The sequence below is a fragment of the Paenibacillus glucanolyticus NBRC 15330 genome, assembly GCF_004000885.1.
GTDB lineage: Bacteria > Bacillota > Bacilli > Paenibacillales > Paenibacillaceae > Paenibacillus_AQ > Paenibacillus_AQ glucanolyticus.
Genome location: NZ_BIMC01000002.1, coordinates 332,394 through 345,761, shown reverse-complemented (window position 1 = coordinate 345,761; position 13,368 = coordinate 332,394). Strand labels below are relative to the sequence as shown.

The 13,368-nt window shown below is 47.1% G+C and carries 12 protein-coding genes; 4 read left to right on the top strand and 8 right to left on the bottom strand.

Translation table 11 applies throughout. From position 1 onward, the window contains the following. Positions 1-190: 190 nt before the first annotated feature. The 5 genes from PGL02S_RS05350 to PGL02S_RS05330 all read right to left on the bottom strand — a co-directional run bounded on the left by PGL02S_RS05350 (position 191) and on the right by PGL02S_RS05330 (position 4,529). The gene (locus tag PGL02S_RS05350) at positions 191-838 is read right to left on the bottom strand and encodes a TrkA C-terminal domain-containing protein (protein ID WP_036641873.1); all 648 of its coding nucleotides are present in this window, start codon (positions 836-838) and stop codon (positions 191-193) included. 210 nt (positions 839-1,048) lie between these two features. After that, positions 1,049-3,352 carry a collagen-like domain-containing protein gene (locus PGL02S_RS05345; protein WP_127502842.1) on the bottom strand — a complete coding sequence of 768 codons (2,304 nt, stop codon included), beginning with the start codon at positions 3,350-3,352 and terminating at the stop codon, positions 1,049-1,051. A gap of 39 nt (positions 3,353-3,391) precedes the next feature. Then, positions 3,392-3,697: a hypothetical protein gene (locus PGL02S_RS05340; RefSeq protein ID WP_036641870.1), complete on the bottom strand. Its 306-nt coding sequence runs from the start codon at positions 3,695-3,697 to the stop codon at positions 3,392-3,394. Positions 3,698-3,721: 24 nt separating this feature from the next. Then, a complete protein-coding gene (locus PGL02S_RS05335) occupies positions 3,722-4,195 on the bottom strand; it encodes a hypothetical protein (protein WP_036641868.1) in 474 nt (157 codons plus the stop codon). A 7-nt stretch (positions 4,196-4,202) separates the two neighbouring features. Next, positions 4,203-4,529 (bottom strand): hypothetical protein, encoded by a 327-nt coding sequence (locus tag PGL02S_RS05330; protein ID WP_036641865.1) that lies wholly within the window; start codon positions 4,527-4,529, stop codon positions 4,203-4,205. A gap of 227 nt (positions 4,530-4,756) precedes the next feature. Between PGL02S_RS05330 and PGL02S_RS05325 the strand changes: the two genes are divergently transcribed. Genes PGL02S_RS05325 through PGL02S_RS05310 form a run of 4 tightly spaced genes read left to right on the top strand, consistent with a single transcriptional unit; the run spans position 4,757 to position 9,801 of the window. Further along, the gene (locus PGL02S_RS05325) at positions 4,757-5,866 is read left to right on the top strand and encodes a glycosyltransferase (protein WP_036641863.1); all 1,110 of its coding nucleotides are present in this window, start codon (positions 4,757-4,759) and stop codon (positions 5,864-5,866) included. After that, positions 5,866-7,464: a glycosyltransferase family 2 protein gene (locus PGL02S_RS05320; protein ID WP_036641862.1), complete on the top strand. Its 1,599-nt coding sequence runs from the start codon at positions 5,866-5,868 to the stop codon at positions 7,462-7,464. The genes PGL02S_RS05325 and PGL02S_RS05320 overlap by 1 nt, the downstream gene beginning before the upstream one ends. Before the next feature lie 28 nt (positions 7,465-7,492). Beyond that, a complete protein-coding gene (locus tag PGL02S_RS05315; protein WP_036641861.1) occupies positions 7,493-8,350 on the top strand; it encodes a hypothetical protein in 858 nt (285 codons plus the stop codon). Between the two features lie 5 nt (positions 8,351-8,355). After that, positions 8,356-9,801 carry a methyltransferase domain-containing protein gene (locus tag PGL02S_RS05310; protein WP_036641860.1) on the top strand — a complete coding sequence of 482 codons (1,446 nt, stop codon included), beginning with the start codon at positions 8,356-8,358 and terminating at the stop codon, positions 9,799-9,801. 112 nt (positions 9,802-9,913) lie between these two features. Here the strand turns inward: PGL02S_RS05310 and PGL02S_RS05305 are convergent, their stop codons facing one another. The 3 genes from PGL02S_RS05305 to fosB all read right to left on the bottom strand — a co-directional run bounded on the left by PGL02S_RS05305 (position 9,914) and on the right by fosB (position 13,238). Continuing rightward, positions 9,914-12,049, bottom strand: a complete 2,136-nt coding sequence (locus PGL02S_RS05305; protein ID WP_036641857.1) for a hypothetical protein — start codon at positions 12,047-12,049, stop codon at positions 9,914-9,916. A 136-nt stretch (positions 12,050-12,185) separates the two neighbouring features. Further along, on the bottom strand, positions 12,186-12,770 hold the full coding sequence (gene pgsA / locus PGL02S_RS05300; RefSeq protein ID WP_036641855.1) for a CDP-diacylglycerol--glycerol-3-phosphate 3-phosphatidyltransferase: 585 nt from the start codon (positions 12,768-12,770) through the stop codon (positions 12,186-12,188). Between the two features lie 42 nt (positions 12,771-12,812). Further along, positions 12,813-13,238, bottom strand: a complete 426-nt coding sequence (gene fosB, locus PGL02S_RS05295; protein ID WP_036641854.1) for a metallothiol transferase FosB — start codon at positions 13,236-13,238, stop codon at positions 12,813-12,815. Positions 13,239-13,368: the final 130 nt, after the last annotated feature.

Genomic DNA, 13,368 nt, shown 5'->3' with positions numbered 1-13,368 from the left:
CAAACAAACCAACTCATTTAGCATTCATTTGTAAGTACAACTAATACTATACCAGACCTTAGACCTACTGACAACTTATCATGAACTAATAGATTGTTTGTTTAAATATGGTAGGATCCATTTCTCATAGCAAAAAAGCCGCCAGAATCAGGGTTCTGTGCAGCTTTTATTTGCCGTTCATGATATGAAATTATGATGGATCCGTTGCTTGAATTTCCTCATCCAGCGGACGGTTGATAAACTGCTCCGTTCGTTCATACATGCGTTCATCTCCGACGGCAACAATGATATCCCCTTCTCTTAAGATCACATGGGGACCCGGAGATATGGTCACTTCCGTCCCTCTGCGAAGGGCAATGATGGTGGCGCCTGTATTTTGCCAAAACAGCAGATTTCCAATCGTACGACCGATAACATGCGATAAATCGCTGATTTTGATCTCAACGGGATGGTAGGGCTTTAAATTTTGAAGCCGATCCGATGCCTCAATGATCTGAGTGAACAGCTCGGCAAATTTACGGTCCATCTCTTTCTTCTCCTGAAGAAGCTGTTGTAAATCCTGTTTTAAGGAATACGCCGATTTCAAATAATTGTTCCGGGTCGTATACTCTAATGCATTACGATCCGAGATAATAATAATTTCCTTACCCTGGGATACAGAAACAATATTCTCTTCCTTCAGCAAGCCAATCGCCTTGCGAATTGTTTCTGGTGATACCTGGTATTGACCGGCTAATAAAGAACGTCCAGAAATTTTACTGGCGACGGGAAATTCCCCACTCACAATACGCTGGGCAATATCAAGCGCAATCGATTTATATCCGGCTTTCTCCTGCAAGTTAAACTCGCTCCTTCATGTTCGCTCACATACTATGTCAAGGATTATGAAAAATCCCAAATCCAGTATACCTCATCGTCCATTCAAAATAAATCGGATTATTCAAGCAAGGCTTGCATAGTCCTTTTGAGTAAAAAAGAAGAAGTATATCCGCTGTTACCAGCGGATATACTGCCACTCAAAAGATGATCGGCGTTTACGGATTCCATGTTAAGACAGCCTGAATATTGACCATACAATCCCTGATGAGGTCGCTCCTCCGAGATTGAGCGAAATGGTAAGGCCGTTGGCATCGTAAAACAAGCCCACCACATCACCTGCATTCAGTTGAACGTCGCCTGCCAACGTCACTGCACCGTTGCCTAACACTGCTCTCAAGGTCAAAACCAAGGCCACGTTAACATTTAACAGCGGGAATAATCCGCTAATTAAATCCGTTGTTGTCGGTGAGGTTCTTCGAACGGTAAATGCCGGATTAATTCCAGCCCCAAGAGAAATCGACACGGCAGCTGAAGTAGAATAGTTGATTGTAGCCTTAATCGCATATCTTCCTGTCGCCGGAATCGTAAAATTCCCGGTCGTTGGGTTGAAATTTGGATCCGTGTAATAAGGTGCTGTTACAGTCCAGTTAACTAACTGAGCAGATGTACTTACACTTAAAGCTGTTTGAAAAGCAGAGAACCCTGTCGTTGCAAAGTTAGGGCCTGTTGCTCCAGTAACTCCTGTGACCCCGGTTGCTCCCGTTAGCCCTGTTGGGCCTGATACTCCAGTGGCCCCGGTTACACCAGTAACACCGGTTGGGCCCGTTACTCCAGTGGACCCGGATGCTCCTGTGACCCCAGTTGCCCCAGTTATCCCTGTTGGACCTGTTGCTCCGGTTGGTCCAGTAACTCCTGTGGACCCGGTTGCTCCTGTAACACCCGTTGCTCCCGTTACCCCCGTTGGGCCTGTTACTCCAGTGGCCCCGGATGCTCCTGTGGCCCCAGTTGCTCCAGTTATCCCTGTTGGACCTGTTGCTCCGGTTGGTCCAGTAATTCCCGTGGACCCTGTTGCTCCCGTTACCCCCGTTGAGCCCGTCACTCCGGTTGATCCTGTCACTCCTGTAACACCCGTTGCTCCCGTTACCCCCGTTGGGCCTGTTACTCCAGTGGCCCCGGTTACACCAGTAACACCGGTTGGGCCCGTTACTCCAGTGGCCCCGGTTGCTCCTGTGACCCCCGTTGCTCCAGTTATCCCTGTTGTACCTGTTGCTCCGGTTGGTCCAGTAACTCCCGTTAATCCAGTAACTCCAGTAGCTCCTGTTAACCCCGCGGCTCCTGTTGCTCCTGTCAACCCTGTCGGACCTGTTTCTCCCGTGACACCGGTTGCTCCCGTTACCCCCGTTGGGCCTGTTACTCCAGTAGCGCCGGTTACTCCAGTAGCACCGGTTGGACCCATTACTCCGGTTGGTCCAGTAACTCCTGTCGCTCCTGTCACTCCAGTAACTCCCGTTACACCAGTTGCTCCGGTTACTCCGGTTGATCCTGTCACTCCCGTTACACCGGGTGCCCCGGTTACACCCGTCACACCAGTAGCTCCCGTTGCTCCTGTCGCACCTGTTACTCCCGTTACGCCTGTAGCCCCCGTCGCTCCTGTAAGTCCCATCAAACCTGCTGCACCTGTCACTCCAGTCGCTCCTGTCACTCCAGTTGCACCTGTTACTCCCGTTACTCCTGTTACTCCCGTCACTCCAGCTGCACCTGTTACTCCCGTTACGCCTGTAGCCCCCGTCGCTCCTGTAAGTCCCATCAAACCTGCTGCACCTGTTACTCCTGTTGCTCCTGTCGGGCCTGTTACTCCCGTCACACCCGGATCGCCCGTTAATCCGGTCGGCCCAGTAACTCCGGTAGCACCTCCTCCTTGGGCTCCCGTTGGTCCCGCGGGCCCAGTAGGTCCCGTCACTCCTGTTACTCCGGTAGCTCCGGCAGGTCCAGTCGCACCCGTGATTCCCGTTGCTCCTGCCGGACCCGTTACCCCCGGATCCCCCGTGAGCCCTGTTGCACCGGTTGGTCCTGTAGAACCCGTCGGACCTGTCCCACCCATGGCTCCAATAGAGCCCGTTCCCCCAGACTGCCCTGTCGGACCTGTAGCACCGGTTGGTCCCACAGCGCCTGTTGCCCCAGGTGCTCCAGTCGGACCTGTTGTACCGGTCGCCCCACCATGGGAACCTGTAGGAACGACCAAGGAGAATAGTACACTGTCTAACTTATTGAGCAGGAGCCACTGCTTTTTTGTTAACTCCTGTATCGTCTGTCTTACGCTTTCATTCACATTTAATACATCATTAACCGTAGCAGGAGGACCCGTTAATCCGGGGATTGTACCCAGTACATACTGCAGCTTTTCCCCTTCCGCATTAATGATATGACTTAGTCCCAATTCCTCCATCGCAATGGAAGTGAGTAGAAGATTTATCGCTTGGTCTCTTGTCAGCAAAAGATCTGGAGTGACTTTAGATAGATTATCATTGGGCATTCCGCACCTCCGTCACTCGTATGCATGCATGAGTTTCTATTAGGTACGATGCGTACGCGTACTGTTTTTCTCCAGCGCAATGATGATATTACTAAGCTTCATCTGCAGCATAACTTCCCTCAGCAGCACATCCTCCATAATTCTTTGAACAGAATCATTAATAGCAAGCAAATTATCAACGGAAACATCTTCCGGCTGGAACAGCGATGGCTGTAAAGTACCGAGCACATACTGAATCTTCTCGGCTTCTCCGTTTACGATATGAGCGAGCGCCATTTCCTCTACAGCGATTGAAGAGAGCAGCAGCGTTATACTTTGACTTAATTCCGTCATATCAAAAGACATACTGGAAGAAGAATTGTGCTTGGGTCATCTTCTCACCCCTTTCATCTTTATTGCTTCGTCCTTTGATTTATCGGGTGAGTACATGGTTTTCGCCAAAAGAGGAGGCGAAGGCGAAGTAGTCCGCTTAACTTCCTCAGCATAAAAAACCGGTGATCTCGATGACAGTCTGGATTGCAAAACCTGGTGCCCCATCTTGTCTCTTAATTGTTCGGTGAGCCGCACCATATGTATTGTGATTGGAATCCATGTGACCCGATCTTTTTTATTCAGCCAAGACAAACTTATATTAATTTTTTGGTGATAGATATATAGGAATTGTGAAACAAATTGAACACCAGTAGCTGAATCCGAGCTGGCTAAGCCCCTTTTTAACATCAAAAATTGAAGGTCATTCAGTGAATCCATGTATTGATGAAATGACTGATTCAGTTCCAACAGCGACGGTATCATTGTCTCCGCAAATGTTCGACTTATCTCATTCTCCAGGGTATGCTTCATCTGGCTACTACTCCTCACCATCACAATAATCGCAGTCATGTCCCGAGTCATTCAGTTCCATGACATTCTCCAATTTGCGCAGCAACAGCCATTCCTTCATCACAATTACATCCAGCAGCCTAGATACCTGACTGCTCAATTTGATGATGTCCGCATGGCAAGGTTCGCCTGAGATGCTGTGATGATGCCCTACAAAAGCCTGAATTTTCTCTGCTTCTGCATGAAGCAAGTGTGCAATTGCATTTTCCTCCATCGCAATAGACTTTAACAGATCAATAACTACTTCATCTTTGGTTGGTCGAAAATTCTCTTCGGGAATCTGCGGCATACTCATGCCAAGCCCTCCTTGTGGAATGATTGCTGCGCCTGAAGTGAAATGGATGCTAGGATCTCATTCATTCCCATATATTACTTAGAATATTGAGCTTCAAGGATCGATATTCATCATTTCTGTATAGACAACTTGAATTATGTAAATAAAACACGGTTCATTTCATAAGCTGACTTGAATATATATCTATCATATTTAGTTTGAATCCATTCTATGTGGAGGTAATCTCATTGATCTCAATCAGTTTATGCATGATCGTAAAAAACGAAGAGCTTGTCATTAACCGTTGTCTGTCCTGTGTTGCCGACATTGTGGATGAGATAATCATCGTAGATACTGGCTCTACGGATCGTACAAAGGCCATCGTTCAATCTTACACTGAGTCTGTCTATGATTTTGAATGGATCGACGATTTCTCCGCGGCACGAAATTATGCATTTAGCAAAGCTTCCAAAGACTATATCCTGTGGCTGGATGCAGACGATGTACTGCTGGAACAAGACCAGCAAAAACTAAGAGCTCTCAAGGAAACACTTTCCCCCGACACCGACTCTGTCACCATGCTCTATCATTTAAGCTCCGATGAATATGGTAATGTCACTTTCAGCCTGCGTCGCAACCGCTTGGTCAAACGAAGCAAGTCCTTCCGGTGGATCGGGCCTGTCCATGAATATCTGGAGGTCTATGGAAATGTCATAAACAGCGACGTTGCGGTTACACACTTAAGCCTGAATCATGATCCCGATACCGGCCGGAATTTAAAAATTTACGAGAAACGTGAAGCTGCCGGTGAATCGTTCCCGCCACGGGATTTATTTTATTATGCCAATGAATTAAAGGATCACCGCCAGTTCGAGAAATCCATTAATTACTATGAACAGTTTTTACATACCGGAAAAGGATGGATAGAAGATATTCTTACGGCGTGCAGCAGGCTGGCCGATTGCTATCACGAGTTAGGAAATGAGCAAGCCGCATTTGAATCCTCTATCAGATCCCTTCAGTTTGCGGCACCCCGGGCAGAATTCTGCTGCCGGATTGGTTATCGTTTCTTGGAATTAAACAACTACAATACAGCAATCTACTGGTATAAACTAGCGACTGAGCTTGAATTGCCCGCGGATTATATGGGGTTTCACAATCCTTCCTTCTCCACGTGGCTGCCTCATCTGCAATTGGCGGTTTGTTATGACCGGATCGGGGAACATGTGCTGGCCAATCAGCATAATGAAACCGCACTTACTTATCGTCCCGGTGATGAAACGATGCTGGCAAATCAGGAATACTTCCGCACCAAGTTAAAAGAACTTCAGGATGAAGGTGAAAGGCAGGGTGTCTGATGACCAAGGAGCGCATTCGTGTTCTGATTGGCAGTCCCATACGGCAGAAACCGGAAATACTGGACCGATTTCTAACTTCGCTGCTCCGATTGGAGCAGGACCCTATGGAGATAACCTACTTCTTTATCGATGACAATCAGGAGGAGCAATCCAGCGTCCTATTGAGCGAATTTATCCGAAAAGCTAACCATGTCATAATCCACAACATTCATAGACAGGACGACTATATCCGCAACGAGACAACCCATTATTGGAATGAGCAGTTGATATGGAAAGTAGCCGACTATAAGAACAAGATCATTCAATACGCTATCGATTTACAATACGACTATTTATTCCTCGTTGATTCAGATCTGCTGCTGGACCCTCACACATTAAACCATCTCATTGCGGCCGATAAAGATATCATCTCGGAAATCTTCTGGACACGGTGGCAGCCCGAATCAAGGCCTCATCCCCAAGTGTGGCTTAAAGATGAATATACGCAGTGGGAACAGGCCAGAGGTGAAATCCTGGATGAAGCTCAAAAAGAAGAGCGTTATCAGCGATTTGTCAGCCAATTGATTGAACCGGGGATATATGAAGTCGGCGGGCTCGGAGCCTGCACCTTAATCAGCCGCCGTGCTCTTATCCGCGGTGCGAACTTCAAGCCGATCTACAACTTATCCTTCTGGGGGGAAGACCGGCATTTCAGCATTCGTGCAGCCGCACTTGGCTTTACCCTGTATGTGGACACTCATTACCCGGCCTATCATATATACCGCGACAGTGACCTTCATAATGCCCAGCTGTTTCTGCAAGCAACGGATGCCAATTCCTCCATCCCTGAGGTTACACTAAGCCAATTAGAAAAACATGATGAAGAGAGTCTAGGTCGGGTTACCCAAGTAAACCGCTCAGCACGCCCGTCCCTCACCCTGACGATGGTGCTTAAAAATGAAGCCAATCGCTATTTACGCCAAGCACTGGAAAGACATCGCAGTTATATCGATCAAGCTGTTATCATCGATGATGGCAGTACTGACCATACCATCGATTTATGTTTGAAGGCACTGAAAGGGGTTCCGATACGGCTGATCAGCAATACGGAATCCCTGTTTCATAATGAAATCGAACTTCGAAAGCAGCAATGGCGTGAAACCCTGAATATCCACCCCGAGTGGATTCTTAATTTGGATGCAGACGAGTGGTTTGAATCTTCCTTTGCCGATGAGCTTCCCTCCATGCTCCAACAGAAGGAAGTCGACTTATATTGCTTCAGGCTATATGACTTCTGGAGCGAGATCCATTACAGGGATGATGAATACTGGAGCTCGCATAAGTATTATCGTCCTTTTCTCCTTCGTTACCAGCCTGATATGATCTACTTCTGGAAGGAATCCGCACAGCATTGTGGCAGGTTCCCGGTCAATGTATTCGATCTCCCGCATCACCTGTCATCTATCCGACTGAAGCATTATGGATGGGCCAAACCGGAACACAGGCTAGAGAAATATAAGCGCTACTCACAGCTTGATCCTGAAGCGCAATTCGGCTGGAGGGAACAGTACGAATCCATTCTGGATGAGTCACCTTCTCTGGTTGAATGGGAGGAATAAAACTAACTAATGTGAGGAAGCGAAGGTAATGAGAATAATTCATACACTGCCATTATTCATTCGGGAAGATTCACGGGAGGAAGATTTGCATATGGCTGGCTTGGCATTAAGCAGTCTGCAAAACTCCAAAGACCATAATACGGTATTGTTCAACCAAGGGTGTCTTACCAACGAAGAGCTTCAGGACTGGCTGCTAACTCAAGGCATATCGTGCGTCATTCAGGGAGAGGGAGTCAATATAGGGATCGCAGCCGCTAGACAAGCATGTTTTGAGTTCATATGGGAGCACTTTCCTGAAACGGAGTACATCTCCGAGATTCATGTTGATATGATTCTCCCTACCGGCTGGTACGAACCGCTTCTCCGTTACCTGGCATATACGGGAGAGCCCATGGTTTCTCCCGGTATCGTGACATCAAGCGGAGAACTGCAGCCGCTGAAGGAGTTCATTCAACTACCAGAGACACCGGAACACCTGATGACTGCGCTCCAGCAGCTCTCAAGAGAAGGGACGGCATATGGATTCGTGCATCCGGTCGTTCATAATGCGGAGATCCTGCGCCGAATCGGCGGTTATGATACCCGTTTTCTACCCGGAAAGCAGGGATACGAGGATGACAGTCTGCTTCTGGGGATGCGCTATTATATGGGCATTCGTTCGGAGTGGAGGCCCAAATGCTGCTTGGAATCGTGGGTATACCATGCAACGATGGCACAGCGCATGTCACTTCAGGACAAACATATTGATTTCTCCATCAACGAAGAAGGCTTGTTTCATCAGTATGGAGCATATGGGTTACGGGAATTGGCTGAAATCCACAGGGACTCGCAAGGCTTCCTCCAACTGTTTCATAAATATACACCTAACCGTAAAAGGGGGGAGTGAATAACATGTTAAGGGATGAGCCACAGAAGCTGGTTTGGGATCAGTTATGGTCTCGTGAAGTGTCATACCACTGGGATTCATTAAGCCAAACGATATACGACAAGATTATCGACATTTCCGGAGGCGTTCAAGGAAAACGCATGGTAGAGGCTGGCTCCGGCTCTGGGAAAATCTCGCTTCGTCTGGCCGCTGAGGAAGCAGAGGTTACCCTGGTCGATTATTCGAAGAATGCACTTTATAACAGCCACAGCGCCTTCTATAGAGCCAAAGTACCGGGCACCTTCATCCTCTCCGATATTAGAGAAATGCAGCTTCCCGACCACCAATTTGATCTGACCTGGAACGCTGGCGTGCTTGAACATTTTGATGAAGATGAGCAAGTAACGATTCTACGGGAGATGATACGGGTCACCAAGCCGGGAGGGACCGTTCTTGTCATTACTCCATTTGCAGAATGCTTGCCCTACCGCGCCGGTAAAGAAGCCGCAGAGCAGCTCGGCACCTGGATGTATGGAACAGAGTATCCTATCTTCTCACTGAAGGATTCATTTGAGAGGAGCGGAATAGCGCTGATTGAAGAGAGTAGCATCGGCTTTTTAAACAGTCTGGATTTTCTTGATTTCATCCAGGATTCTCAGACCGTTAAGCATTGGCTCACGAAGTGGTATCATGGCTTGACGAAGGAAGAAAAGTGCAATGTGCCGGGGTACCTCCTCGTAAGCGTTGGAGTGGTGGGAACCGTGCCAGGTAAAGCCATGTCTTCATTACACCCTTCGCCTGAAACCCAATTATCGCCAGAGGATAAACTTTCCCGTGCTCAGACCATTATCTCCTCCTATCATGCCAAACGGGAGAAAAGCCACTATCTATCCGCCTACAAGGAAGAAGAATCCACCTACTGGTTCCCTCTGCTTGCGATACTGGATTCATTGTTAGTGGCACGAGGTACCAAGGTACTGGACATTGGCGCAGCTTACGGTACACTCTTGATGTACAGCGTCCTGTCGGGAGCCAAGGCATACGGTCTGGATATGATTCCGGATTACTGGTCCGAAGAGTTGGAACAGGATTATGGTGTACGATGGAATCTATGCAATATTGAAGCTGAGGAGATCCCGGGAAAAGAACAATTCGATGTTATTCTGTTCACCGAGATTCTTGAACATATGAATTACAATCCCCTTCCAGTCCTGCGTAAAATAAAGGACAGACTCACTCCCGGCGGAAGCCTGCTCATCTCTACGCCGTGGAAACGTCACTTTGCTCCCAATCAGTACGATCCGGATCTTCTGGATATGCCGTACTATCAGCCTGGTGACGGATTCATAGATGCGGAGATTAAATATTATACGATCGATGAAATGTATGTCCTAGCAGAGAACACAGCGTTTCAAGTGAAATCATTCGAAGTATACAACGGACATCTGCTCGTCTGGTTTGTAAACAAATAACGCTTTACTGTGTGAAACCTCTGATTCCAATCAACTCAAAAAACAATTGATTCTCTTTTGGACAAACAAGAGCCCGGCTCTGGGTAGAGCCGGGCTGCTGCTATCAATCTCTCTATTTAACAGACACGGTAATGGTTACGGATTTGGAATTGTACTGCCCTTTAATCCGCGCAGTTCCTTTGGAGACCGCTTCAATCCGTCCGTTTGTCACTTTGGCAACGCTAGATTTACTGGTCGTCCAAACCGCGCTGTCACCCACACTTGTCTTGGCTCCAGTATCAAATTCTGCTGTCACCGTAACGGTTTTGACATCTCCCGGCTTCAGATCCAGCCTCTTGTCACTTGCGGTCAATTTGGTCAACTTCGGCACAACGTTGACTTTCACCTTAACTTCTTTGCCCTGGTAGGAGCCCGTAATTGTAGCTGTGCCTTCGGCAACGGCTTTAACGGAAGTTTTCGATACCGTCACAAGAGCGGTGTCCGAAGTACTCCAATTCATCTTGGATGATAGGGAAACCGCCTTACCATTGCTGTAGTAACCTGTGACTTTAATCGATTTGGATTTCTTGATATTAAGCTCGATATTCTCAGGCTCCACCACGATTTTTACAACTTCCTGTTCAACGATGACTGGAATTTTTACCTCTTTATTCAGATACGTTCCCTTCAGCGTTGTCGAACCTTTGGTAAGTCCCTTAAGCGTACCATCCTTGATGACAGCTGCGGAGCCAGTCAGTGACCATTCAACCAAGGACGTCACATCCTTCTCTTCGCCATCCTCAAGCACAGCATTGACCTTCGGAAGTGTATTGCTTCTACCCATAACCAGTTGATATTCTTCTACATCAGACAGCAGAACCAGCACTTTCTCATTAACGGTAACAGGCACTGATGCTACTTCTCTGGACCCAATCTTACCGGTGATTGTTGCTGTACCGGCTTCGATGGCTTTGATTTTGCCATCTTCGGTGGTTACGACCTTCTCATCGCTGGAGGTCCAGGTTACTGCGCTGCTGAAATCCTGTTCCTCATCGTCCAGAAGCGTTCCTGTCACCTTAGGGAAGGATTTGGATTCGTCTTTCAGCACTTCTACCTTCGAATCGGCTACTTCAAACTTCGTAACCGTTGGATACACTTTCACCGTAAATTCTTTACTGATTCCAAGATGACTTACCTTAATGGTGGAGGTTCCTGAAGATCTGGCTGTAATTACGCCTCCGTTAACGGATACGGCAAGCGGATTCGAAGATGTCCATTCACCCGTGACATCAACGGATTGCGAGGCAGCGTTTCTAACCTTTGCCTTAACCGTAATGGAATCATTCATAAACAGGACCGGGTTCTTCACAAAATCCGTTTGATCTAGGATCAAAGCCTCGTATGGATTGCGCACATACACATCCAGTTTAGCTGTTGAGCCCAGGTAGCCTACACTGATTGTAGATTTACCCAACGCTACGGGTTTAAGCTTGCCATCTTCTATTGTAGCTACAGAAGTGTTGGAGGATTTCAGTTCTACCTTGTCCGTTACATCCGTACCGGCATCGGTCTCCGATTGTTTAGCGAAAACTTTAAGTTCTACAGGTGCATCGCCAACTAACAGCTCCTGATCCTCACCTGGTACGATAGCAAGCTTTTGGTAAGGTGCAACAACCTTGATCGAATACGATGCTTTAAGCCCTTTGTATTCCGCAGTAATGGTTACGCTGCCCAGACCTACAAGCGTCAGCTCGCCTTTGCTTACTTTTACTACACTATCATCGGATGTCGTCCACTTTGCTTCCGTGGTTACATCGTTCGTTCCGTCAGCCAACGCTTTAACGGTTAAACCTTCCGTTCCAAGCTTATGCTCTACTTTGTCCGGCTGATCCAGCTTCAGATCATCAATGGCAAATTTGACGTCAACATCTATCGTCTTGATAGCGCCTTTATATTTTGCCGTAATTCTTGCCGTACCTTTCTCCAGTGGAAGAATGAGTCCACCATCAACCTTTACGATCCTTGTGTTGGACGAAGTCCATGTCGATTCATTGGTTACATCCTTCTTCGTAGTTGAACCTTCAATGTTGGCCAATACTCGAAGTTGCTCCGTTGTTTCATTAACGGTTAAGTAAATCTTGCTCTCGTTCGTATCAAATTCAATCGACGTTACGTCCCCGGAGGCGGCGAATACGCTGGTTGGAAAAACCATCGCCAACATCATCACAACGACTAGAAAGATCTTCGTTGTCTTTCTGTTTAAGCTCATTTATTTCTCTCCTTTGTACCTTCTGTCTCGCAGGTATTTTTACCAATCTATCTGTTATATCGACAGTCCCGGTTTAAATCGTTACCTTCCAGAAATAAATTGGGCACAAAGTAGGATATATACCAGTGTCTAAGATTCAGTTCAATTTGATGAGTCTGTAATTGTTCAGCAAATAATGGATGCCGGAATAGATCGTCAAGCCAGCAGCAGCAAGCATTAACCATTCATCAACCTGGATCAGGGTTACGAATTGGAACGGATAGTTATCGAGCAATACAGCTGCGATGGCAACAACCTGAAGCACCATTTTTAATTTACCAAGCTTGTCAGCCGATAAGGCAATGCCCTGCTCCGAAGCTACCATCCTGAGCCCCGTAATAACAAATTCCCGCGCGATGATGACAACGGCTATCCACGTCGCAACCATACCGGATTGAACCATCATGATTAAGGCAACCGATATGAGCAGCTTATCTGCGAGCGGGTCCAGCAGCTTCCCCAAATTCGTGATTTGATTGTATTTCCTGGCGATGTAACCATCCAGCTTGTCTGTAGCCGAAGCAAGAATAAATACAGCTAATGCTATGTAACGTCCATCCTCTTGTATAAATCCGAAAAAACGATGGTTCTCTGTCAACCATAGTGGGTACTCCGCAAAAAAAAGAATAAATAACGGAATCAACAATATCCTGGCTATCGTTATTTTGTTCGCAAGATTCACCGGCTCATCTCCTTCATCCGCAATTGGATTCTTCCTTCGCGTTTATTCGGTTTCGTAAAAGGTCATGTGATCCTTATCCGCCCTGTAATAATCCAGTCTGTCTTGCAAACCGCCTGTATGGAACTCAAACATATGACCATCCGGATCCAGAAAATAAATCGACTTCTTGTCCTTCTCATCCCTTGACCTACCCCGCAGAATCTCCACCTGGAGCGCCTCAAGCCGGAGAAGTGTCGGTTCATAATCATGTTCTTCCATCGAAAAAGCAATATGGGTATACGTTCTATTCGCGGTGCTTCTGTCGACATCTTCTTCATTTAAAGCAATCCACAGTCCGTTCAGATCGAAATAGGCAAGCTTCCTTCCCTTAACCAGAAGTTTGGCTTGAAACACATCCCTGTAAAAAGCAATCGAGCGATCCAGATCGGATACGGAGAAACACAGATGGTTAATGACTTGCAGGTTCATGGTTATGCGACCCCATTTCAGATAGAAGATTCTATAATATCCATCCAGTAGATGAAGCGGTTACGTATCTTCTCGTACTCAGTCTCAATATGCCGATTAAACCAGTAAGCATGATACGGCCTAAGGCCGG

Excerpts from the sequence above, each read along its gene's own strand:
- PGL02S_RS05345 (WP_127502842.1), bottom strand. The coding sequence starts at position 3,352 with ATGCCCAATGATAATCTATCTAAAGTCACTCCAGATCTTTTGCTGACA.
- PGL02S_RS05340 (WP_036641870.1), bottom strand. The coding sequence starts at position 3,697 with ATGTCTTTTGATATGACGGAATTAAGTCAAAGTATAACGCTGCTGCTC.
- PGL02S_RS05335 (WP_036641868.1), bottom strand. The coding sequence starts at position 4,195 with ATGAAGCATACCCTGGAGAATGAGATAAGTCGAACATTTGCGGAGACA.
- PGL02S_RS05330 (WP_036641865.1), bottom strand. The coding sequence starts at position 4,529 with ATGAGTATGCCGCAGATTCCCGAAGAGAATTTTCGACCAACCAAAGAT.
- PGL02S_RS05320 (WP_036641862.1), top strand. The coding sequence starts at position 5,866 with ATGACCAAGGAGCGCATTCGTGTTCTGATTGGCAGTCCCATACGGCAG.
- PGL02S_RS05315 (WP_036641861.1), top strand. The coding sequence starts at position 7,493 with ATGAGAATAATTCATACACTGCCATTATTCATTCGGGAAGATTCACGG.
- PGL02S_RS05310 (WP_036641860.1), top strand. The coding sequence starts at position 8,356 with ATGTTAAGGGATGAGCCACAGAAGCTGGTTTGGGATCAGTTATGGTCT.
- PGL02S_RS05305 (WP_036641857.1), bottom strand. The coding sequence starts at position 12,049 with ATGAGCTTAAACAGAAAGACAACGAAGATCTTTCTAGTCGTTGTGATG.
- fosB (WP_036641854.1), bottom strand. The coding sequence starts at position 13,238 with ATGAACCTGCAAGTCATTAACCATCTGTGTTTCTCCGTATCCGATCTG.